This window comes from Aquisalinus luteolus, assembly GCF_009712425.2.
Classification (GTDB): domain Bacteria; phylum Pseudomonadota; class Alphaproteobacteria; order Caulobacterales; family Parvularculaceae; genus Aquisalinus; species Aquisalinus luteolus.
This window is the reverse complement of the sequence record NZ_VCJR02000002.1, coordinates 680,655-702,826: the sequence shown is the minus strand read 5'-3', so window position 1 is coordinate 702,826 and position 22,172 is coordinate 680,655. Positions and strand designations below refer to the sequence as shown.

The 22,172-nt window shown below is 61.7% G+C and carries 19 protein-coding genes and 1 riboswitch; of the genes, 13 read left to right on the top strand and 6 right to left on the bottom strand.

Going from position 1 to position 22,172, the window contains the following annotated elements:
* Positions 1–8: 8 nt before the first annotated feature.
* The 8 genes from FF098_RS11925 to mutL all read left to right on the top strand — a co-directional run bounded on the left by FF098_RS11925 (position 9) and on the right by mutL (position 9,891).
* A complete protein-coding gene (locus FF098_RS11925; RefSeq protein ID WP_205967483.1) occupies positions 9–953 on the top strand; it encodes a bifunctional riboflavin kinase/FAD synthetase in 945 nt (314 codons plus the stop codon).
* Between the two features lie 174 nt (positions 954–1,127).
* The gene (locus tag FF098_RS11920) at positions 1,128–1,880 is read left to right on the top strand and encodes a DUF3011 domain-containing protein (RefSeq protein WP_166426504.1); all 753 of its coding nucleotides are present in this window, start codon (positions 1,128–1,130) and stop codon (positions 1,878–1,880) included.
* 237 nt (positions 1,881–2,117) lie between these two features.
* Positions 2,118–5,015: an isoleucine--tRNA ligase gene (gene ileS / locus FF098_RS11915; protein WP_155140764.1), complete on the top strand. Its 2,898-nt coding sequence runs from the start codon at positions 2,118–2,120 to the stop codon at positions 5,013–5,015.
* Between the two features lie 3 nt (positions 5,016–5,018).
* Positions 5,019–5,636 carry a signal peptidase II gene (gene lspA / locus FF098_RS11910; protein WP_155140762.1) on the top strand — a complete coding sequence of 206 codons (618 nt, stop codon included), beginning with the start codon at positions 5,019–5,021 and terminating at the stop codon, positions 5,634–5,636.
* A 61-nt stretch (positions 5,637–5,697) separates the two neighbouring features.
* Complete coding sequence (locus FF098_RS11905; protein ID WP_155140760.1) at positions 5,698–6,255, top strand: DUF3035 domain-containing protein; 558 nt, start codon at positions 5,698–5,700, stop codon at positions 6,253–6,255.
* 166 nt (positions 6,256–6,421) lie between these two features.
* Positions 6,422–7,033 (top strand): DUF2799 domain-containing protein, encoded by a 612-nt coding sequence (locus FF098_RS11900; protein WP_155140758.1) that lies wholly within the window; start codon positions 6,422–6,424, stop codon positions 7,031–7,033.
* A 43-nt stretch (positions 7,034–7,076) separates the two neighbouring features.
* Positions 7,077–7,925, top strand: a complete 849-nt coding sequence (gene ttcA / locus FF098_RS11895; protein WP_155140756.1) for a tRNA 2-thiocytidine(32) synthetase TtcA — start codon at positions 7,077–7,079, stop codon at positions 7,923–7,925.
* 52 nt (positions 7,926–7,977) lie between these two features.
* Positions 7,978–9,891, top strand: a complete 1,914-nt coding sequence (mutL, locus tag FF098_RS11890; protein WP_155140754.1) for a DNA mismatch repair endonuclease MutL — start codon at positions 7,978–7,980, stop codon at positions 9,889–9,891.
* A 10-nt stretch (positions 9,892–9,901) separates the two neighbouring features.
* Here the strand turns inward: mutL and FF098_RS11885 are convergent, their stop codons facing one another.
* Positions 9,902–11,131: an APC family permease gene (locus FF098_RS11885; RefSeq protein ID WP_155140752.1), complete on the bottom strand. Its 1,230-nt coding sequence runs from the start codon at positions 11,129–11,131 to the stop codon at positions 9,902–9,904.
* 91 nt (positions 11,132–11,222) lie between these two features.
* Between FF098_RS11885 and FF098_RS11880 the strand changes: the two genes are divergently transcribed.
* A complete protein-coding gene (locus FF098_RS11880) occupies positions 11,223–11,906 on the top strand; it encodes a nitroreductase family protein (protein ID WP_155140750.1) in 684 nt (227 codons plus the stop codon).
* A 56-nt stretch (positions 11,907–11,962) separates the two neighbouring features.
* Entirely contained in the window at positions 11,963–12,628 is a 666-nt protein-coding gene (locus FF098_RS11875; RefSeq protein ID WP_155140749.1) for a MarC family protein, read from the top strand.
* Positions 12,629–12,773: 145 nt separating this feature from the next.
* Here FF098_RS11875 and FF098_RS11870 read toward each other — a convergent pair whose 3' ends face one another.
* The 5 genes from FF098_RS11870 to FF098_RS11850 form a co-directional block, all read right to left on the bottom strand.
* Complete coding sequence (locus tag FF098_RS11870; protein ID WP_155140747.1) at positions 12,774–13,439, bottom strand: response regulator; 666 nt, start codon at positions 13,437–13,439, stop codon at positions 12,774–12,776.
* Complete coding sequence (locus FF098_RS11865; RefSeq protein ID WP_155140745.1) at positions 13,436–15,322, bottom strand: sensor histidine kinase; 1,887 nt, start codon at positions 15,320–15,322, stop codon at positions 13,436–13,438. The genes FF098_RS11870 and FF098_RS11865 overlap by 4 nt, the downstream gene beginning before the upstream one ends.
* A gap of 152 nt (positions 15,323–15,474) precedes the next feature.
* Positions 15,475–16,956: a histidine--tRNA ligase gene (gene hisS / locus FF098_RS11860; RefSeq protein WP_155140743.1), complete on the bottom strand. Its 1,482-nt coding sequence runs from the start codon at positions 16,954–16,956 to the stop codon at positions 15,475–15,477.
* A 104-nt stretch (positions 16,957–17,060) separates the two neighbouring features.
* Positions 17,061–18,215, bottom strand: a complete 1,155-nt coding sequence (locus FF098_RS11855; protein ID WP_155140741.1) for a hypothetical protein — start codon at positions 18,213–18,215, stop codon at positions 17,061–17,063.
* A complete protein-coding gene (locus FF098_RS11850; RefSeq protein WP_155140739.1) occupies positions 18,199–19,347 on the bottom strand; it encodes an energy transducer TonB in 1,149 nt (382 codons plus the stop codon). Before FF098_RS11850 ends, FF098_RS11855 begins: the two co-directional genes overlap by 17 nt.
* Before the next feature lie 99 nt (positions 19,348–19,446).
* Positions 19,447–19,613: riboswitch (FMN riboswitch) on the top strand.
* A 122-nt stretch (positions 19,614–19,735) separates the two neighbouring features.
* Here FF098_RS11850 and ribD point away from each other — a divergent pair.
* From ribD to ribB, 3 genes are read left to right on the top strand one after another with little or no spacing between them, the layout of a single operon-like run.
* The gene (ribD, locus tag FF098_RS11845) at positions 19,736–20,875 is read left to right on the top strand and encodes a bifunctional diaminohydroxyphosphoribosylaminopyrimidine deaminase/5-amino-6-(5-phosphoribosylamino)uracil reductase RibD (RefSeq protein WP_155140737.1); all 1,140 of its coding nucleotides are present in this window, start codon (positions 19,736–19,738) and stop codon (positions 20,873–20,875) included.
* Positions 20,857–21,501, top strand: a complete 645-nt coding sequence (ribE, locus tag FF098_RS11840; protein ID WP_155140735.1) for a riboflavin synthase — start codon at positions 20,857–20,859, stop codon at positions 21,499–21,501. The genes ribD and ribE overlap by 19 nt, the downstream gene beginning before the upstream one ends.
* Complete coding sequence (gene ribB / locus FF098_RS11835) at positions 21,501–22,160, top strand: 3,4-dihydroxy-2-butanone-4-phosphate synthase (RefSeq protein WP_155140733.1); 660 nt, start codon at positions 21,501–21,503, stop codon at positions 22,158–22,160. Before ribE ends, ribB begins: the two co-directional genes overlap by 1 nt.
* The last annotated feature ends 12 nt before the right edge of the window (positions 22,161–22,172 follow it).

The following is a 22,172-nucleotide window of genomic DNA, read 5'->3' as shown; positions in this document are numbered from 1 at the left end:
GGGCTTAAATGAGCGAAGCGACCGTCATCCACGCCCCGATGGACTGCCCACTTGAAGATATCTTCCGCGGTACCGTCGCCGTAATGGGCAATCTCGATGGCGTCCACCGCGGGCACCAGGCCCTGATCGGCGAGGCGCGCAAGATGGCAGAGATCATGAGCAAGCCGCTGGCTGCGATCACCTTCGAGCCACACCCGCGCTATGCCTTCCGTCCGGAGACGGAGAATTTTCTGCTGACGACGCTGAACAAGAAGATCGAACTTCTGGGGCATCAGGGGGTGGAGACCGTCTTCCTGCTGCCCTTCAACCGCCGCCTGTCGATGCTGGACCCGGCCGAATTCGTCGAGGATATCCTCGGCAATATTCTCGGCCTGTCAGGCATCGCCGTCGGCGCGGATTTCCAGTTCGGGCGCAAGCGTTCCGGCACGGCGCAGATGCTCGACGAGTTGGCCCGCAAGGCGGGGATCGAACCGATGATCGTCAAACCGGTCGCCGACAAGGGCGCGGTCGAGAAATTCTCCTCCACCGATGCCCGCGACGCGATCAAGGAAGGCAGGCCGCAGGACACTGCCCGAATTCTGGGGCGGCCATGGTCGGTCACCGGCATCGTCGAAAAAGGCAAGCAGCTTGGCCGCACGCTCGATTTCCCGACCGCGAATATCCGCCTTGGTGACCTGATCGAACCGGCGAAAGGCGTATATGCCGTGAAGGTAAACCTGAACGGTGAGACTCATAACGGTGTCGCCAATTTTGGCTCCCGCCCCACCGTCGACGGCGAGGGCGTCTTGCTGGAAGTTTACATCTTCGATTTCAACGGCAACATCTATGGCGAGACGCTGGAAGTGGAGCTGCACCACTTCATCAGGCCAGAGCAGAAATTTGACGGGCTCGACGCGCTGAAAGCGCAGATTTCCGAAGACAGCGCCACGGCGCGCCGCCTGCTGACGCAATAATTTCCGATTGTCACCGCTATCATCACGCAAACGTATGAACCGCTGCCGCCCCGCCGCGGCGGCGCCACTCTGTTGCCTTAATTTCCGTTAATCATGGCAAAATATCGACAGGTAATCTGTTCATAGTTCACGGGCCGGGGGGCGGATAAGTGAAACGCCAGCATGGAGAACGCCATGACCCATACCCCTACCCGCACAAGCCGTTTCAGGCTTTCTACGATCACCGCAGTCCTTGCCGGCGGCCTCATGGCCATCACCGGCGCCGCCTCGGCCCAGACTCTATCAGTTCAGGTCGGCTCCAATTATGACCGTGATAACCGCTATGGCGGATCGACCCGCATCGTTTACTGCGAGTCCGACGACATGCGCTACGAGACCTGCAATCTCGGCGGCAATGTCCAGCGCGTCTACCTGCAGGACCGCAAGTCCAACTCCAGCTGCTATGAAGGCCGTGACTGGGGCTATGACCGCAACCGCATCTGGGTGCGCAATGGCTGCCGCGCCAATTTCGGTGTCGTCTATGCCGGTGGATACAACGGCGGCTATGACCGCGATCGTGGTTACGACCGTGACCGCCGCTACGACAATGACCGTTATGACCGCCCGGGCCGTGGCTATGGCCGGGACAATGTTTCCGCCCGCCGCGATGATGCCGTGCGCAGCTGCATCGCCGTTGCCAACCAACGCCTGAACCAGGATGGCCGCCGCGGCTATCGCTTCGACAAGGTGAACTTCGCAACGCCTGACCGCGATGGCTATGGCTGGACCGTCGGCCTGGAATACGATTATGGCCGCGGCTATCGTTCTCGCGAACGCGACATCATCTGCCAGTACGAGCGCGGCCGCGCATGGCTGACCTCCTATCGCTATTCCGGCTATGACGATCGTGGCCGGGACAGGGACAGGGACCGCGGTCGCCGTTACTAGGAGCGGCAACCATCGAATCTAAAAGGCCCGGACGCTCCGGGCCTTTTTTCTTGCCTCTGATGTCATGATCCGTAAAAGCTGTTCCTCATGTGCAGCCTGGCAAGCATATTCTCCCAGCGAATTACCGGCCCGGCCTCCGGCGCCGTATCGGCTGCTTGAGTCCGGGCGAAACCTTTTGCGCCGCGCGGTAACCCGCGCTAGAGACTTCCCCCTAGAGACAGACAGAACTGACCGACCATGGCTGATGACAAGAAAGCGCCGTCAGGGCGCGACTACCGCGATACGCTTTTCCTGCCGACCACCGATTTCCCCATGCGCGCGGGCCTGCCCAAGGCAGAGCCGGAGCACCTGAAACGCTGGGAGGAGATGGGCCTCTACGAGAAACTGCGCGTTGAGGCGGCGGACCGCCCGGCCTTCACCCTTCACGATGGCCCGCCCTACGCCAACGGACACCTTCATATCGGCCATGCCCTGAACAAGGTGCTGAAGGATATCGTCGTGCGCTCGCGCCAGATGTCGGGTTTCAACGCCAATTACGTGCCGGGCTGGGACTGCCACGGCCTGCCGATCGAATGGCAGGTGGAAAAGCAATACAAGGAAAAGGGCAAGGCCAAGGCCGACGTGCCGCCGTCCGAATTCCGCCAGGCCTGCCGCGACTATGCCGCCAAGTGGATCGACATCCAGAAGGGTGAGTTCCGCCGTCTCGGCATCGAAGGCGACTGGGCTGACCCGTATACGACGATGAAGTTCGCTTCCGAGGCTGCCATCGTCGGTGAGTTCCTGAAGTTCATCGAGAACGGCCTCGTCTATCGCGGTGCCAAGCCGGTGATGTGGTCGCCGGTCGAACAGACCGCGCTCGCCGAAGCAGAGGTCGAATATCACGACCGAAAGGTGCCGGTGATCTGGGTGAAGTTCCCGGTCAAGAATGCCGACAACACCTCCGTCGTGATCTGGACGACCACGCCATGGACCATCCCGTCTAACCAGGCGGTCTCCTACAACACCTCGATCTCCTATGGTGTCTACGAAGTGACCGCCGTGATGAGCGAGGAAGAGCTGGGCTTTGCGCCTTATGCTAAGGTTGGCGAAAAGCTGCTGCTCGCCGATGCGCTGGCCGACAGCGTCAAGGATGCCGCAAAGATCTCCGAGTGGACCCGCGTCGCCGATGCCGAAGACCCGGCTTCCTACAAGCTGAGCCATCCGCTCGCCGGGCTCGATCCGTTCTGGCAGCACGACATCGCCATGCTCGCCGGTGACCACGTCACCGACGATGCCGGTACGGGTTTCGTGCATACCGCCCCTGCCCATGGCGAGGACGACTACAACGTCTTCGTCGCGTCGGGCCGCTCGACCGGCGACATCCGCCAGATTGTCGACGAAAGCGGTTGCTACACGGATGAAGTGCCCGAACCCCTGCGCGGTCTCGACATCATCCGCACCTCCGGCAAGAAGCTTGGCGAACCCGGCAAGGCGAACCCGGAAGTCATGCGCCTGCTCGCCGAACAGGGCACGCTTTTGGCCCGTGGCCTGACGACGATCCGCGACGCCCACTCCTGGCGATCCAAGGCGCCGGTCATCCGGCGGGCGACACCACAATGGTTCATCCGCATGGGCGGGACTGGCACAGGCGGCCTGCGCGACACAGCACTGCAAGCCATCGCCGACACAAAGTTCTATCCCGAAAGTGGGCGCAACCGCATCCGCACCATGGTCGAGGGCCGCCCGGACTGGCTGGTCTCCCGCCAGCGTGCCTGGGGCGTGCCGATCACCATCTTTGCCAGCAAGAAGACCGGCGAGCCGCTGAACGATGAGGCCGTTAACAACCGCATCCGCATGGCGATCGCAGAGCGCGGTGCCGATGCCTGGTTCGATACCCCGGCGCAGGACTTCCTCGGCGACAAGTACAAGGCCGAGGATTATGAGAAGGTCGAGGATATCCTCGATGTCTGGTTCGATTCCGGCTCGACCCACGCGTTTGTGCTGGAAGGCCGCAACGACCTGACCGCACCAGCCGACCTCTATCTGGAAGGCTCCGACCAGCATCGCGGATGGTTCCAGTCGTCCCTGCTGGAGAGCTGCGGCACACGCGGTCGCGCGCCTTACAAGGCGGTGCTGACCCATGGCTTCGTCCTCGACGAGCAGGGCCGGAAGATGTCCAAGACCGAGGGCAATGTGACCGACCCGGCGGAAGTCACCCAGAAATACGGCGCCGACATCCTGCGCATCTGGGTCGCCAGTGCCGACTATTCCGAAGATCTGCGCATCGGCGAGGAGATCATCGGCTCCGCCGTTGACGGCTATCGCAAGCTGCGCAACACGCTGCGCTACCTGCTCGGCGCCGTTGCCAATTATGCGCCTACGGAGGAAGTCGAGCCGGAGGACATGCCGGAACTGGAGCGCTATGTGCTGCACCTGCTGCACAAGCTGGATGGCGAGATCACGGCGGCCTACCAGGCCTATGACTTCAAGACCGTCTGGCGTCGCCTGTCGGATTTCTGCTCCATCGACCTGTCCTCGCTCTATCTCGATATCCGCAAGGACAGCCTTTATTGCGACCGCCCGGACGATCCGGGCCGCATGGCCGCGCGCACGGTGATGAATATCCTGCTCGACTACCTGATGCGCTGGCTCGCGCCGATCTGTCCGTTCACGGCGGAAGAGGCCTATCTCTCCCGCCATCCGGAACAGTCTGCTTCTTCCGTTCACCTGCGCTTGTTCCTGCAGGCACCGGAAGAGTGGAAAGACGAGGCCTTGGCCGGGAAATGGGGCACAATCCGCAAGGTCCGCCGCGTCATCACCGGCGCGCTGGAAGTGGAACGCCGCGAGAAGCGCATCGGTGCCTCGCTCGAAGCCGCCCCGGTCGTCCATATCGAGGACAAGGCAACGCTGGAGACAGCCTCCTCCGTCGACATGGCCGAGCTGTGCATCACCTCTGCCATCACGCTGACCGGCGATCCGGTTCCGGCGAACGCCTTCCGCATGGAAGACATCGCCGGCATCGGTGTCGTTCCTGCCCGTGCAGATGGCGGGAAATGCTCGCGCTGCTGGCGCATACTGCCGGAGGTCACCGAAACCCACGAACTGTGCAATCGCTGCGAGGATGCTGTTGCCGCCCATGACAAGGTGGCGGGCTAGCGGATGGCAAGCGGCAAGAAAGGATTGCGGCCGGGCAAACGGTTCCGGATCTGGCGCCACCAGATCGCAAGGAATTCATATGCCCATTTCGCGCTCATTCTTTCTGCCGTGGTCATCGTCCTCGACCAGCTGACGAAGTTCCTCGTCCTGCGCAATGACACGCTCGCCGGCCCGCTCTGCTCGCCGACCAACCCGCGTTATTGCGGCCAGATCGAGATCTCGCAGATTTTCGACCTGACCATGGTGTGGAATCGCGGCGTCAGTTTCGGGCTGTTCGCGGGGGGCATGACCTCCCGCATTGGCCTGTCGATCCTGCAGGTCGGTGTCTCGATCGCGCTGATTTACTGGCTCGCCTCGCTGAAACGGCGGGTCGCGGCGCTGGGTGTCGGGCTGATCATCGGCGGGGCGCTGGGCAATGCCTATGACCGCATCGTCTATGGCGCCGTTGTCGATTTCCTTGATTTTTCAGGGCTTTATTTCCCCTGGGTCTTCAATATCGCCGATGCGGGCATCAATGTTGGCGTCGCCTGCCTGCTCTATGACGCATTCTTCGTGACTCCACGCCTCGAACGTGAGAAAGCGGCAAGCAAGTCAAGCAAGGCTGGACAAGAGCACGGTTAACGGCTTTTATCCGGCGAACAGCGGCGTTATAGTGTCCGCCAGAAGTTACAGGGAGTTACCCATGCAAGCGTTTTATCGCACGGTTCTGGCCATTGCCCTTGTTGGCCTGGCCGCCAGCGGCTGCTCCAGCCTGCGCTCTGCCATTGGCGGCGGCAAAAACCCGCCGGACGAGTTTGCCATCGTCACCAAGGCCCCGCTGACCATTCCGCCGGATTATTCCCTGCGCCCGCCAAAGCCCGGTGAGACGCGCCCACAGGAACAATCCCCGTCGCAACGCGCCCAGCAGCTGCTCGTCGGTGACCAGACCTCCCAGCCACCGAGCCAGGGTGAGCTTGTCCTGATCCAGCAATCCGGTGCACTCGATGTAGATCCGAACATCCGTTCGATCCTTTCTGCCGAAAATGGCGGCTGGGCCGAAAAGGATGACAGCCTCGCCAACCGCCTGCTGTTCTGGAAAGTGAACAACGGTACGATCGATGACGAAGCCGCACCGCTGCGTGTCGACGATCCGAATGACTGGCTGGAAAAACGCCGCCAGTCCATCGAGAACGTCACCGGCGGTCAGGAAGTGACGATCAAGCGCGATGCGAAAATCCTGAACCTGCCTGGCATCCGCTAGAACTTTCGGGAAACTGGACTTTTCAAAAGCCGTCCGCAATGCGGGCGGCTTTTTTCTTGGGCGCTCCCGTTCGTGATTATCATCCCGCCCGTGCACATTATGCTGACACAGTGCCGCCACATTGCTATTCTGTCATGTAAAGAGAGGGTCGAAGGGAGGAACCACGATGTTCAAGAAACTGACCGGACTATTCATCGCCTGCGTCGCGCTTGGCGGCTGCGTGTCGATGTCAGAGGATGACTGCCTGACCGCCAACTGGGCAGCAATCGGGGCCAATGACGGGGTCAACGGTGCGGCTTATTCGACACTGGAAACCCGCGTTAATCAGTGTCGTGAATATGGCGTGGAAGCAGACCTGACAGCCTATAATCGCGGCTATGAAGACGGGCTTCGAACCTATTGCACGCCGCGCAACGGCTTTGAAGTCGGCTCGCGCGGATCAAGCTACAGCAATGTCTGCCCAGTCGAGCTGGAGCCGGAATTCCTCGCTGCGTACAATGAAGGCCGCGAGCTCTATCGCCTCGAATCGAACCTGCGCTCGGCGGAAAATGCCCTGAACAGTCTGTATGCCCAGATCGACGACAAGGAAGACGATATAGAAGATCTGCGCAAGCGCCAGCGCAAGGACGGGACGAAACTGCCGGAAAATGAATATCGCAGTCGGCTCGATGACCTCTCCGGCGACATTCGCCGCCTGCGCCGGTATATCGACGAGCGCCAGTTCGATGTGCGCCTCGCTCGCGATGCACTGAATGCCTTTGCCTACCGGCGCTGGTAGGAGGCGCTGGTAAACATACCGCAGAACCGCTAAAGGCGATGGCATGACGGACCTTCTCGACCACCCGGATGCCATCGCCCTGCTGCGTCACGCGCCGCAGACGACCGCCTTCAACAAGCTGCGCAAGCGCCTGAACCGCCTGACTCGTGAGGCGATCGACACCTATGGCATGCAGCAAGATGGTCAGCCCGCTAAACCGGAAAAATGGCTGGTTTGCCTGTCTGGCGGCAAGGATTCTTGGGCGATGCTCGGTATCCTGATGGACCTGAAGGCGCAGGGCCTGTTGCAGGCAGACCTGCTCGCCTGCAATCTCGACCAGGGCCAGCCCGGCTTTCCGTCCAGCACCATCCCGGATTTCCTCAACCAGCATGGCATCACCCATCGGATCGAGTATCGCGACACCTATTCCGTCGTCACCGAGAAGGTTCCGGCGGGCAAGACCTATTGCTCGCTCTGCTCACGCCTGCGCCGGGGCAATCTCTATCGCATTGCGCGGGAGGAAGGCTGCACGTCCGTCGTCCTCGGCCATCACCGTGAGGATGCGCTGGAGACGTTCCTGCTGAACCTGTTCCATGGCGGCACCCTCGCTGCGATGCCGCCCAAGCTGCTCAACGACGAAGGCGACCTGACCGTGTTGCGCCCGCTCGCCCTGTGTGCCGAGGACGACCTGGCCAAATACGCCGCTGCCCTGTCCTTTCCTATCATCCCCTGCGACCTTTGCGGCTCGCAGGACGGGCTCCAGCGCCAGGCGATGAAGCAATTGCTGGATGAGTGGGAACGCAAGAGCCCCGGCCGCAAGGAAACGATATTCCGCGCCCTGTCCCACGTGAAGCCCGGCCACATGCTCGACCCCGCCCTGTTCGACTTTTCAGGTCTCGATCCGCGCAATTAGTGTGGAAAAGCGCCGCTGTTAACGAATCAGTCCCGGGGCGCATAATGGCCTGATGAGTGCCACTGCCCGAAAGTCCGACAATCCCCGCCCGGCGATCCACCGCCTGCCGCCAGATGCCGTCAACCGCATCGCCGCAGGCGAGGTCATCGAGCGACCGGCGGCGGTGATCAAGGAACTGGTCGAGAACTCCCTAGATGCCGGGGCGACGCGGATAGAGATCGACATTCGCGATGGTGGCAAGGCGTCGATGAGCGTCACCGACAATGGCTGCGGCATGGACGAAGCTTCGATGCTGCTGGCGATCGAACGGCATGCGACGTCGAAGCTCGCCCCGTCCGATGCCGGCGACTACGACCTGACCAATATCGCTACCATGGGCTTTCGCGGCGAGGCGCTGCCCTCCATCGGCGCCGTTGCCCGGCTGGATATCCTGTCGCGACCCGAGGGGCTGAACGCGGCGAAACTCTCCGTGCACGGCGGCAAGCTCGATGGCCCCGCGCCTGCAGCCTTCGCCGGTCACGGCACGCGGATCGAGGTGCGCGATCTTTTCTACGCGACACCCGCTCGCCTGAAATTCCTCAAGACCGACCGGGCCGAGACGATGGCGATCTCCGAAGTGCTGAAGAAGCTCGCCATGGCCCGCCATGATGTCGGCTTTGCCCTGTCGTCCAACGGCCGGAAGATGTTCGACTACAAGGCCGAGCCTGACACGCGGGAGGGCGCGCTCGCCCGCCAGGCCGCCGTGATGGGCCGTGATTTTGGCGACAATGCGCTGGCCCTCGACACCACCCGCGAGGATGTCCGGCTGACGGGCTTTGCCGGGCTGCCGACCTTCAACCGCGGCCTGCCCGACAAGCAGTTCCTGTTCGTCAATGGCCGCCCGGTGAAGGACCGGCTGATCATCGGCGCGATCCGCGGCGCCTATGCCGACTTCCTCGCCCGCGACCGGCACCCCGCCGTGACTCTGTTTCTCGACATGCCGCCATCCCAGGTCGATGTGAACGTGCACCCGGCGAAAACGGAAGTACGCTTCCGCGATGCCGGGATGGTAAGGGGGCTGATCGTTTCTGCCCTGCGTCATGCGCTGGCAGAGGCCGGCCACCGCGCCTCGACCACCGTCGCAGGTTATGCGCTTGGCCGTATGCAGACGGAAGGCCAGCAGAGTGCAGCCCCCCTTCAGGGCAGCTACCAGCCGCAACAGCGCTACAGCGGCGCCAGCCCGCAAAGCTTCCGGCGTGATGACTTCAACCGCGACAATCCGTTTGCGGAGAGTTATGCCCCTGCAGGCGGAGCAGAGGAAAGCGGAGAGAGCTTTTCAGGGTTTGACACGCCCACCGCCCGCCATGAGCCGGAGCCGGAACACGCCCCGCAAGAGCCACCAAGGAATTACCCCCTCGGCGCGGCGCGCGCCCAGCTGCACGAGACTTATATTGTCGCGCAGACACAGGATGGCCTCGTCATCGTCGACCAGCATGCCGCCCATGAACGCCTCGTCTATGAGCGCATGAAAAAGGCGCTGGCCCAGGGCGGTGTCGCCAGCCAAGGGCTGCTGATCCCGGAAGTCGTGGAACTCGATCAGGCAGAGGCCGATGCCCTGACCGAGCGAGCCGGGGAATTCGCAGAGCTTGGCCTGAAGCTGGAACCGTTTGGCGACGGCGCGGTCATCGTGCGCGAAACGCCAGCCCTCTTGGGTAAGACGGACGTACAGGGCATGGTTCGCTCGCTAGCCGAGGAAATCTCCTCGCTCGGCGAAGGGCTGGCCCTGAAAGAGAAACTGCAGGAGATTTGCGGCAACATGGCCTGTCGCGGCTCCGTCCGTGCCGGGCGCCGTCTGACCACGGAAGAAATGAACGCCCTCCTGCGTCAGATGGAGGCAACCCCCCATTCCGGACAATGCAATCATGGCCGCCCGACCTATGTCGAGCTGAAGCTCGCCGACATTGAACGCCTGTTCGGCAGGCGATAGGCCAGAGGCCTCACGAAACCCACAACAAGATTTGCGTCGCCACCGCACCGGCACTTGTTACTGCGCCGATGATCGGTACACCGATCCACATGTTCGGCACCCCGTCGGGCTGGGATTTGGCTTTTAACGCAAGCAAGGACAGATTCACTGCAGCAAAGACGATGAGAATGATCAGGCTGGTCGCTTCGGCCAGCTGTTTCAGCGGCACGAAGACGGCGAGCAGCATCACGATAGTACCGATGGCTATTGTCGCGACCACGGGCGTGCCCGTGCGCTGGTTGATCTGGCCGAACACACCCGGCGCCCCGCGCCCGTCGCGGCCGATATCCATCAGCAGCCGCGCCGCGCCGATGATCTGCGTCAGCGCACCATTGACGATGATGAACAGGCTGGCGATGCCGACCGGCCAGGCGGGCCAGCCTGCACGCTCGACCACCGCGACCAGCGGGGCTTCCGCCTCGGCGATTTGTTCGGTCGGGCCGGCTCCGACCACTGCCGAAGAAACCAGCAGATAGAAGACAAAGACGATAGCAAAGGCGATGACGATGGCGCGCGGCAGGGTCTTCTCGACCTTTTTCACTTCTTCCGCGGTCAGCACCATGTCGCCGAAACCGATGAAGGAATAAAGCGCAAGGAACGTCCCGCCGAACAGGCCGATTGCTGCCATGCTCGAAATGCCGCCCAGTTCTTCTGCCAGCATGACCGGTGTTGCGGCGAGCCCGTCGCGCACGGCCCAGACTACGGCGACCAGCGTCACCATGCCGATGATCGTCGTCATGGCCATGAACATGGTGCTCGCCTTCATTCCCACCGCGGCAAGAGACGCGAGCGCGATGATGATACCGATCGCCACAAGCCAGTCCGGCAAGTCGATGAAGACGCCGAGATAGCCGATGAAACCGCTGGTGATGGTCGCGGCTGAAACAGTGTTCGCCGCCACCAGCCCCCAGCCGGCAAGCGAGCCCAGATGCTTCAGGCCCGACGCCCGCTCGACATAGTCAATCGGACCGCCGGCTGTGGGGATGCGCGCCGCGATTTCGGCATAGGAGAGCGCCGTAGCGAAGGCGACGAGACCGGCAATGAGATAGGCTATCGGGGTCAGAGCCCCCGCCTCGCCGATCACCTTGCCGATAACGACGAATATGCCCGCCCCCAGGATCGTGCCGACACCATAAAAGACGAGCCAGGGCAGGGAAATGGAACGGGAGAGCTTGGGAGCGGGCGTATCACTGTTTTCCATGCATGCAGAACGCTTCTGAGCCGTGCTTGTTCACTTCCCGGCCAGACAGTCTAGGATGGGCCGATACTCAGCCGTTACCGGATCAACAAACATGGCCGACGAAAAACACATTCCTCTTGTTGAGCTGGGCGACTGGCAGGATTTATCCGAGACTGACATGCGCACGAAGGCAGAGGCGTTTCTTGCACAGATCCGCCGCCGCCATTCGATCCGGGATTTCTCGACCGAGCCGGTCGCGCAGGACATTCTCGAGGCCTGTATCGCCGCAGCGGGCACTGCCCCGTCCGGCGCCAACCACCAGCCATGGCATTTCGCGCTGGTAGGCGAAGCGGATATCAAGGCCCAGATCCGTGACGCCGCCGAAGAGGAAGAGCGCGCCTTCTATGAGGGCCGCGCCGGCGCCGAATGGCTCGATGCCCTCGCCCCCATTGGCACTGATGCCACGAAGGAACACCTGACCGACGCGCCATGGCTGATCTGCATCTTCGCCCAGCGCCGCGGCGGCGTGGAGGCAGGCGAGACCCGCAAGAACTACTACATCCACGAAAGCGTCGGCATCGCGACGGGCATGCTGATCACCGCGCTGCACATGGCAGGCCTCGCAACGCTGACCCACACGCCGAACCCGATGAGTTTCCTCAACAGGATCCTGAAAAGGCCGGATACGGAAAAGCCCTATCTGATCCTTGTGGTCGGCAAGCCGGCAGGCGACGCCACCGTGCCCGCCCATGCGCTGAAGAAGAAACCACTCAAAGATATCCTGTCGATCTTTTGAAATATTCTGCCACGGTGTGTGGACTTCCCCGATAAAGGGGCGTAAGGGCCTCGCCCATGCTGACAGCCTTTCTGACATCTTTTGTCGCGGCCTTTGTGACGCTGTTCATCGTGATCGATCCGGTCATGGTAACGCCGATCTTTGCCTCGCTGACGCGCCATGAAGAGCCGAAACGGCAGCGCATGATCGCCCTGTCCGCGGCGATCATCGCTGCCGGTGTGCTGACCTTCTTTGCCTTCTTCGGCCAGTTCATGCTGCACCATCTCGGCATCACCATGGCCGCGTTCCGCGCCGCCGGCGGCCTCCTGCTGTTCCTCATGGGTTTCCGCATGTTCTTCGACCCGGACGAGGAGATGGACGCCAAACGCCCCGGCCCGAAAGCGTCCTCTCGGGACAATATCGCGTTCTACCCCATTGCCCTGCCGCTGCTCGCCGGCCCGGGTGCCATCGCGACCGTCATGCTGCTGATGGGCGACAATCGCGAGCGCTTTGCCGATTCGGTCAATCAGATGGCCGCCGTCGCCGGTGTCCTCGCCTCTGTCTATGTCACGCTGATCGTCGGCTTTGCCTTCATGAGCTTTGCCGCGCGAATCTCTTCTGCGCTCGGGCGCACGGGCATGAACATGATTTCCCGCCTGCTCGGCATGCTGCTGATGGCGTTGTCGACGCAATACATTTTCGATGGCATCCGCGTCGGTGTGCTGGAGCGGGTCGGCAGCTAACACCTCCCCTCAAACGAATATCCCGGCAACTGCCTGGGGCGGCCATTGCCGGGACATTCGATAGGTACGCTCTCCCCCGAAAGCGTGATGTGACTGTGCGTTATTTTCCGGTGGCGGAACATCCCCCGAATGGGGGAGAAGGGTATCAATCCTCGTTACCACCCCTGTCACCGCTATCGGGGCGCAAGCCCAGACGTGTCGCATGCCATGACGCTTCTGCCCGGGAAGAGATACCGAGCTTGCGGTAAACGGACTTGATGTGGCTGGCGACAGTGCTTTCCGCCACGCCTAGATGGATGGCGACATCGGCATTCCTGAGACCCCTGCCGATGAGTGCCAGCACGCTTTTCTCCCGGTCGGTCAAGGTGCCATCTTCTTCGGCGGCCGGGCCGGTCTCACGGAAATGGGTCACGATGCGCCGGGCTATGGCAGGCGACAGCAGCGGCACGCCATCGGCATATTGCGACAGCTGACGGCCGAGCAGGCCTTCATCGGTATCCTTCAGCAGATAGCCCTGCGCCCCGGCGGCCAGCGCCGCGACGACGGAGGCATCCTCACCGATTACCGTCATGACGATGGGGATAGTGTCCCCGTTCTTTTCCGTCACGGCACGGATTACATCCAGTCCCGAGCCATCCGGCAGGCCAAGGTCGATCAGGGCGAGGTCAAAAGTTTCCTCACGAACAAGCTGAAGGGCCGTGCGGATGTCACCGGCTTCCGATATGGCGCAGGCGCCGACGGCCTGCCGTGCCAGTTCACAAAGCCAGCGACGCGTATCGACCAGGTCTTCGAGGATCAGGACTTTCTTCATGCCTCGATCTCTTTCTTCATACCTGTTGAGGCAGGCACCGGCACCTGCGCTGCGATGGTTGTTCCGCCCTCGCTGGAGCCGATTGATGACGTGCCCCCCAGTCCGGCAATACGATCGGCGATGTTTTTCAGGCCATTGCCCGGCACGATGGTCTGCGGATCGAACCCCTTGCCGTCATCACTCAGCGTTACGCTGATCGACCCGTTCACCTGCATGATCGACACGCCGACGCGGCGGGCGCCCGCATACTTTATCGTATTGCTGACGGTTTCGCGAATAACGGAACGCAGGGCATGTATCGCCTGTGGTGTCATCTGCACATCATCTGCAATATCGCTGTGCCAGTCGAGGGCCAGGCCTGCCGCCTCTGCCCGCTCTGCCGTTTCGGCGCGCAGGTCGGCGAGCGCTTCATCGAGCGAAGCCTCCTCTCCACCGGCATTGTTGATGATGTCACGCAAATCGGTCAGCGTTTCACGGATCAGCACGTCCTTGCGCGGCCCAGACTGGCTGTGCAGGGCACTGAGCAATTGCGAGCCGATATTGTCATGCATGTCGCGGGCGATGCGCGTGCGCTCCTCCTGCATGCCACGATCATAGGCAACGCGGCTTTCCTCGGCCTGCAGCATCAGGCGCATCAGCTGATAGGCTGTCTCGCGATGCCGTGGCGCAAACAGCCCGCGCCCCTCCCAAGGATAGCGCAGCAGCAGGCCGGGAAGTCCCTTCATGGCTGGCAAGGCAAGCGCCAGGCCGTCTTCCCTGATTTCCGGCTCGCCCTGACTGATATCGGCTGTCTCGCATTCCAGTACGAGAAAATGTCGGCGGAACAATTGCTGCCATGCGGCGGCCCGTTGTTCGGCATTGGGCTCGAAGGCGACATCGACAACGGCGCGGAACAATTCCTCAGTGCTCGACGCATCACGCCGCAGGACCTGACGGCCAATCCAGTCCCGCAGGGGAAGATAGGCGACCGCGATGATGAAGATGGCAAGACCGAAGGCCGGCCCCTGTTCCAGCGGCAAGGCCAGCAGCAGAACCGCATCGAGCACAAGCAACAGCGCGGCACCGATCGTGTAGAACAGGATCTGGAACGCCCACTCGCCCAGCTGGAACAGGCGATAGCGGGTCAACCCGACGGCAAGGCCGATATAGATCAGCAGGAAGAAGATGAAGGCATAGCGTGCTTCCATCAGCGACCCAAAACCGAACGTGCTCGGTATGGCGACAAGCGCGATAAACGGCCCGGCGCCGAACAGTACCGACAGGCCAAGCCACCAGGCAATCGCACGCTCCCGCGGCTGGCCACCGGTTGCCTTGATCTGCAGGGCGACGACGATGCAGATACCGATCATCTCGGTAAAGGTGATCGTCTGGACAAGCGTCGAGCCGGAGAACATCATCGTCAACCCGAACAGCGTCCAGATGCCGAAACCACCGACGACCAGTGTCGTCCATAGACGCCAGTGGGGCAACCTGACCGGGTAAACCAGAAACAGGACGATCATCACGATCCCGAACAATGACGCGCCACCGGCATTGAACAGGACGAACAGGATCTCTGCCCAGTCCGGCAAGGGCACGATGACCGAATTGCCGATGCCGGCGCCGAAGGTGAACATCAGCGTCGCAAGGCCGCTGATCGCGAACAACATCGCCGCGAGGTCTCGCGGGCGCAGAGACCAGACGAGCGCCCCGATAAGATAGGCACCGGCACCGGTGATGAATTGCGTCCAGAAGCTGGAATCGAGCTCGAGCGGCGAGCGGAACAGTGCGTCGCCCGGGGCCTGCAGCACCATAAAGACGAAACCCGCCATCATGGCGAGGCCGAGCCCCATGGACACGGCCAGCCGGCGGCCCGGCATCATCAATATCTGAGTGGCACTCATGCCAGAATACTCTCGCCCCAGAACCGGCCGGCATTTCGGGGGATGCACGGCCGGGATACTGGCACCAACAGCGGTACCGATTGAAAATATTACGTATTTCGGCCCTCAGGGCTAGAGCGGGACCTGACAATTCCGGGTCGGCTGCGATCAGGCTAATGCCGCGCCAGAACCTCGCGCACGGCCTCGACCAGTTTTTCGCGTGGCACGGAGAATTGCGCCGGCTGGTCCTCGCGCCAGGCCTTGTTGTCCTCGATCTCCTTGGACAGTTTCGCACCAAGGACCAGGTCCTTCAGCTGGATCTCGCCATTGGCGCGTTCATCCTCGCCCTGGATGATGGCAACCGGCGCATCGCGCTTGTCGGCATATTTCATCTGCTTGCCGAAATTCGATCCGCCGAGATAGACCTCCGCCCGGATACCGGCAGACCGCAACTCGGCGGCCATTAGCTGGTAATCGGCCATGCGCGCCTTGTCGAAGACGGTGACGATGACCGGACCGGTTGCTTTCGGCATCGCGCCTTCACGCGCCTGCAAAGCGGAGAGCAAGCGCGAGACACCGACGGAACAGCCGACCGCCGGCACTTCCTGACCCTTGAAGCGCTTGACGAGATCGTCATAGCGCCCGCCGCCACCGACGGAACCGAAGCGGACCGGACGGCCTTTCTCATCAGCGACCTCGAAAGTCAGGTCTGCCTCGAATACGGGGCCTGTATAATATTCAAGACCGCGCACGATCGACATGTCGAGCAGCACTCTCTTCTCGTCATAGCCGAGTGCGGACAGGGTTTCCGCCATGCTCGCCATATCGGCGATCCCGGCCTGCCCCGCTTCGCTGGCGCCAATGATATCCTTCAGGGCACTGACGGTCTCTTCGTTGGAGCCTTTCGTCGCAGCCATGAACGCCATGACGATATCGGCCTGGTCGCCGGAAAGCTTCGCGCCATCGGTGAAGTCGCCGCTCTCGTCCTTTCGGCCCTCGCCGAGCAGCTGGCGCACGCCCTCCTCGCCAAGCCGGTCGAGCTTGTCCATGGCGCGCAGGGTGACAAGGCGTTGCTCCGCCTGTTCTTCACCGGACAATCCGGCAACATCAAGCAGCCCGTTCATCAACTTGCGGTCGGAAATGCGGATGACATAGTCGCCGCGCGGCACACCGGCCGCCTCGACCGCATCGGCAAACATCATTGCGATCTCGGTATCGGCATGGGGCGCCGGCGCACCGACACTGTCGGCATCGCACTGGGTAAATTCGCGGAAGCGGCCCGGCCCCGGCTTTTCATTGCGCCAGACACGGCCAACGGCATAGCGGCGGAACGGCTTGGCGAGGCCGTCGAAATTCTCTGCGACAAATCTGGCAAGCGGCGCGGTCAGGTCATAGCGCAGGCTCATCCATTGTTCGTCATCGTCCTGCAACGAGAACACGCCCTGGTTCGGCCGGTCGACATCGGGCAGGAACTTGCCCAGCGCATCGGTATATTCGAAGGCCGGCGTCTCCAGCGGATCGAAGCCATAGCTGGCATAGACGTCGGTGATGCGCTCAAGCATCGCCTTTTCGGCGATCAGCTCCTCGCCCAGCCGGTCGCGAAAGCCGCGCGGCACCCGCGCCTTGGGGCGGAATTCCTTCTGTTTCTTGGCCATGGATCGGCTTCCCGTCAGGGTAACTTGCGTGAGCGCCCTGCTTAGTCAATCCAGCCCTGTTGAGCAATAGGAAGGGGGTGGGCAATAGGGCGGGCAGTCAGGGATCAATTCATGATCTGAAACTTGTAAGTTACCGTTAGATCACGGATGGAAACGGACTCGCCTGCTTCGTTCACCGGGTTTTCATATCGCCAGGTCCTCATCGCGGTCAGACAGGCGGGGATAAATTTATCCTGATTTGAGAAAATGACGCGCTGGTTCTGTACCTGACCCGTGTCGTCGACATCAAACATTATTTCTATGACGACAATGCCGTCCAGATCTCTGACATTGCTGGGAAAACGAGGCTCGGTACGCTTTTTGATGCAAGCCGTAATAATTGTACCATCGGGTTGAGTGTATTCACACTGATAAGCCGGGTCCTCGTCGTCCGGAGCATCCTCGTCACGAAAGACATCGTTACTCGCGCCACGAAAACGGGCATAGGCGGCAATCGTCTCCCGGTCTTCAGCACCTGCAAGCTCACGATACATACGCCACGCATTACCATAGGCATCAGCTGCTTCCTCCCTTTCTTCCTCAGGAGTACCGTGTCCCACAAGCATCCACGCTGCTGCCAGTGCTGTCGATGTATCGCCATAGAATTCAGGCAGCAAGGCGACAGCCTGCTGGCCGTGATACCGGGTCCGCTCCAGTGATAGCTCTCCCAGTCGGTCCCTGAAATAGTACGCGCCCGGAGGCATATAGATGTTCGCGGCCACCAGATGCGCGTCCGCCCGATACTTTCGCAGCTCGGCATCGTCCGGCAGCATCGCGGCGACGGTCAGCGCATTCTCGAACGCCTCTTTCGCCTCATCCGGATCGCTGCGGTTCACATAGAACCAGCCGAGACCGTCCCAGCAATAGGCCACGTCCGGCACCGTCTCCGGGAAATAGTCTTTCAGGATGGCGATACAGTCCTTGAAAACCGGCTCTGCCCGGCTCGACTTGTCATCCAGCACCAGCGCCTCTGCATAATTCGCGGCGAGATAACCAAGCTGGATGTCGCCGGCCTCCAGCACTTCTTGCGCCCGCTCATAGGCATCACCGGCATAGCGGGCCATGGATTTTGTGTCCCCATTTTCCGCCGCCCGCATATAGGCCTGATAGGAAGAGGCGAAGGAGCCATCATCATCCTGCGCCCGGGCATGCACCCCGACCATCAGCATAGAGAGCGTTAGCGCCGCCAGCACCTTGCGCCATTCAGTACTCTTCATCATACAGCTTCTCAGGGTTGAAAGTGAAAAATTCATTCACGCCTGTCACGGCGACCACCTCACCCTCATCGGTCACCGGCGGCTTGAAGGTCCACGCACCCAGATACCAGGCTGCCGTCTCACCGAAATAGTCTTCCGGCCAGCTCCTCAGCACACGCACATTATGCGGCTTACCCTCTATATCGATATCATAGGTCAGCTCGGCGAAACCGAACTGGTTTCGCTCGACCGCCTCCGGCGGGATCGGCGGATACCAGCTGCGCTCGATACAAACCGTGGTGATCCCATTGCGGTCCAGCGTCGCACAGCCATCATGGAGAACATACAGCGCATCATCATAACGCGAAACAACGCGCCATTGCGCGGCGACCTTGATCTCCTCCAGCAGGATCCAGGTGAAACCACCCATGCTGGGATAAGGGTCGAGAGCATCAAACGCCGGTACCAGATGGTCAAGGGCCTGGCGAAATTCTCCCTCCGCATACAGATATCTTCCGATCAGCGCATGCAGGAAGGCCGGGTGTTTCTCGCCCTTTCCCATCAGCTCTTCCAGTTCAGGCAGAAGCGCGAGCGCCTTTTCATATTGCGCGCGCTCATGGTCCTCGTCCATTACGGTGCCATCATAGGCGATAACGATATCCATGAACCGGGCGAGGACACTGACGCGCCGCGCCTCCCGGCTTTGCGGGCCGGCCTCTGCAATCCTCACCGCTTGGTCGATCAGGGCCAGCCCTTCTTCAGTCTCGCCCATGATGCCGGTCAACTCACCTTTGCGCAGGATGCAAAAGGCACGCTCGGCCGTGAAATCCTTCAACCCGGCAAGGAGCTCGGCACACTCGCCGAACAGGTCGCGTGCATCGTGAAATCCGCCGGTTTCAGCCTTGGCGTTGCCAAAGGCAGTGGCATAGCGCGCCATTTCCTGTGGCGGCAAATCAGCTTCGGAAGCGAGATTATAGGCCTTTCCCGCATAGTGAAGTGCTTTCCAGAACAGCCTGTCTTCGACCGCTTGCTCGAAATCGGCCAGCGCTTCCTCGTGATCAGGCTGCCTCGCCATATCGGTAGTCACGGGCAGCTGCCCCTGATGTCCCTGGATCACCAGCATGACCATCAGGAAAAACTGAATGAAGAAACTCATACCCTCGAACTCCACGTCCCTCCCGGAAACGCTACCACCCCAACGTGTGACCGGCAATATTGCCAAGCCCGCCTCATGTCCCTATATTCCCGGTCAGAAATGAACTTTCGGGGCGGGGTGAAAGTCCCCACCGGCGGTAATCTGGAGAGTTTGGTACCCAAGCCCGTCCAGTCAGCCCGCGAGCGGAAACGGGAGAAATCCCGCGGATGCAGGATCTGGTGAGACTCCAGAGCCGACGGTCACAGTCCGGATGGTAGAAGGTTCGATGGCAGTCAACGCCCGAAGAAGGCGTGGTGTGCATGCTGGTATTGCGGGGTTTTCCCTCGCGCCCGCCTTGCGCCCTGACTGTCATGGCACGCCCTGAAAGCACTGTAGTAAAGAGGCTTTCATGGGCGACACCCGCTCCTACATGATGCGCGCGATTGATCTCGCCAGACGGGCGGAGGGATACACCTCTCCGAACCCGATGGTCGGCTGCGTCATCGTCAAGGACGGTCGTATCATCGGCGAAGGTTTTCATGCCCGCCCGGGCGGCGCCCATGCAGAGGTTGCGGCCCTGCGCGAGGCCGGCGAGGAGGCGAAGGGCGCGAGCGCCTATGTCACGCTGGAGCCCTGTAATCACACCGGCCGCACCGGGCCGTGCACCGAAGCGCTAATGAAGGCCGGCATCGCCCATGTCGTCTATGCCGTCGCGGACCCCAATCCGCTGGCCGCCGGTGGCGCAAAGCGCCTGCGCGAGGCCGGTATCCGCGTCGAAAGCGGGCTGTGTGAGCCGGAGGCCCGCGAACTCGCCCGCTTCTGGCTGCACCGCCAGCGCACGGGCCTGCCCTATGTAATCGCAAAATATGCCGCCAGCCTCGACGGGCGCATCGCCACGAAGACCGGCGATTCCAAGTGGATCACGTCGGACGCTGCACGCCTGCGCGCCCACGACCTGCGCCATGCCGCCGATGCCATCCTGGTCGGGGCCGAGACCGTGCTAAAGGACGATCCGTCGCTGACTGCCCGCCCGGCCCTGCCCGCAGGCCGCAAGGATGCAAGCCACCCGGTGCGCGTCATTCTCGATTCCCGGGGACGCGTACCGGTGGACGCAAAAGTGTTCCGCTCGACAACGCCCGGCAAGGCCATGGTGATCAGCACCGGCGCAATGCCGATGCTCAAAGTGAAGGCACTGGAGAATCGCGGCGTCGAAGTCATCCGCCTGAAACCTGCCGCCAATGGCCGCCCGGCGCTGTCCGACGTGCTGAAACTGCTGGCGTCCAAAGGCTTCCTGTCCGTGATGGTCGAGGGCGGCGGCACCGTACTCGGCGCTTTCTTCGACGAGGGTCTGGTCGACGAGGTCTGGGCCTTCATCGCGCCCGTCATCATCGGTGGCGGCAAGCCCGCGATCAACGGTACGGGCGGCGAGAAAATCGCGGATGCCTTCCGCCTGGCCGCGCCGGTGACCGAGCATCATGACGGCACCCTTCTCATCCGTGGGCGGATCGCCCGCGAAAAACAGGAGGCGGCATGTTCACAGGTCTCGTAGAGGAAATGGGCATGGTCAGGTCGATCGTGAAAACGGCTGACTCCTTCACTCTGACCATCGGCGCGAAAGTCGTGCTGGATGGCGTGAAGTTCGGCGACTCGATCAACGTCAACGGCGTGTGCCTGTCGGTGACCGATTTCTCAGACGATGAGTTCACCGTCGGTCTAGCCCCGGAAACACTGAAGCGCACATCGCTGGGCCAGCTGGTCGAAGGCGACCGCATCAATCTCGAGCGCTCGGCAACGCCGCAGACGCGCCTTGGCGGCCATTACGTACAGGGCCATGTCGATGCGACCGGCGAGATCGTCGAGTTCCGCGAGGACGCCGACGCCCTGTGGGTGACGATCCGCACAAGCCCGGAGCTGATGAAGTACATCGTTATCAAGGGCTATATCACCATAGACGGCACCAGCCTGACCGTGGTCGATACCGGCGCCGACTGGTTCAATGTCACCCTCATCGCACACACGCAGGAGCTGATCGTCCTGCCACGGAAGAAGTCAGGTGACCTCGTCAATCTCGAGGTCGATATCATCGCCAAATATGTGGAGAAGCTGGTCGCTGCCAATGCGGGCCACACAGCCACGCCATCCCAGACACAGCTTGCCAGCAAAGGAGGCCAGTAATGCCACTTGCCAGAATTGAAGACGCCATCGAGGAAATTCGCGCCGGCAGGATGGTCATCATCGTTGATGATGAAGACCGCGAGAACGAAGGCGATCTCGTCATGGCTGCCGAACATGTGACGCCGGAAGCGGTGAATTTCATGGCCAAGGAAGGCCGCGGCCTGATATGCTGTTCGCTGTCTGGCGAAATTATCGAGCATTTCGACCTGCCGCTGATGGTACCGCAGGCGGACAACCGTTCCGGCTTCGGCACGCCCTTCACCGTATCCGTCGAGGCTGCCCATGGCGTGTCCACCGGCATTTCCGCCGCCGACCGCGCCCATACGATCAGGACCCTGATCGACCCGGCCTCGACCCGCGCCGACATCGTCATGCCGGGCCACACCTTCCCGCTGCGCGCCCGCGACAATGGCGTGCTTGAGCGTGACGGCCAGACCGAGGCGAGCGTCGACATGGCCCGCCTTGCCGGCCTGCGCCCCGGCGCCATGCTGTGCGAGATCATGAATGATGACGGCACGATGGCCCGCCTGCCGGAACTGGAAGTGTTCGCCGAGAAACACGGCATGCTGATCATTTCCGTTGCCGACCTTCAGGCATACCGCCGCCGCATGGAAAACGTCCACGCCACGGGCACGGATGCCCTAGTTGCAGCTGAGTGACACAAGGATAAC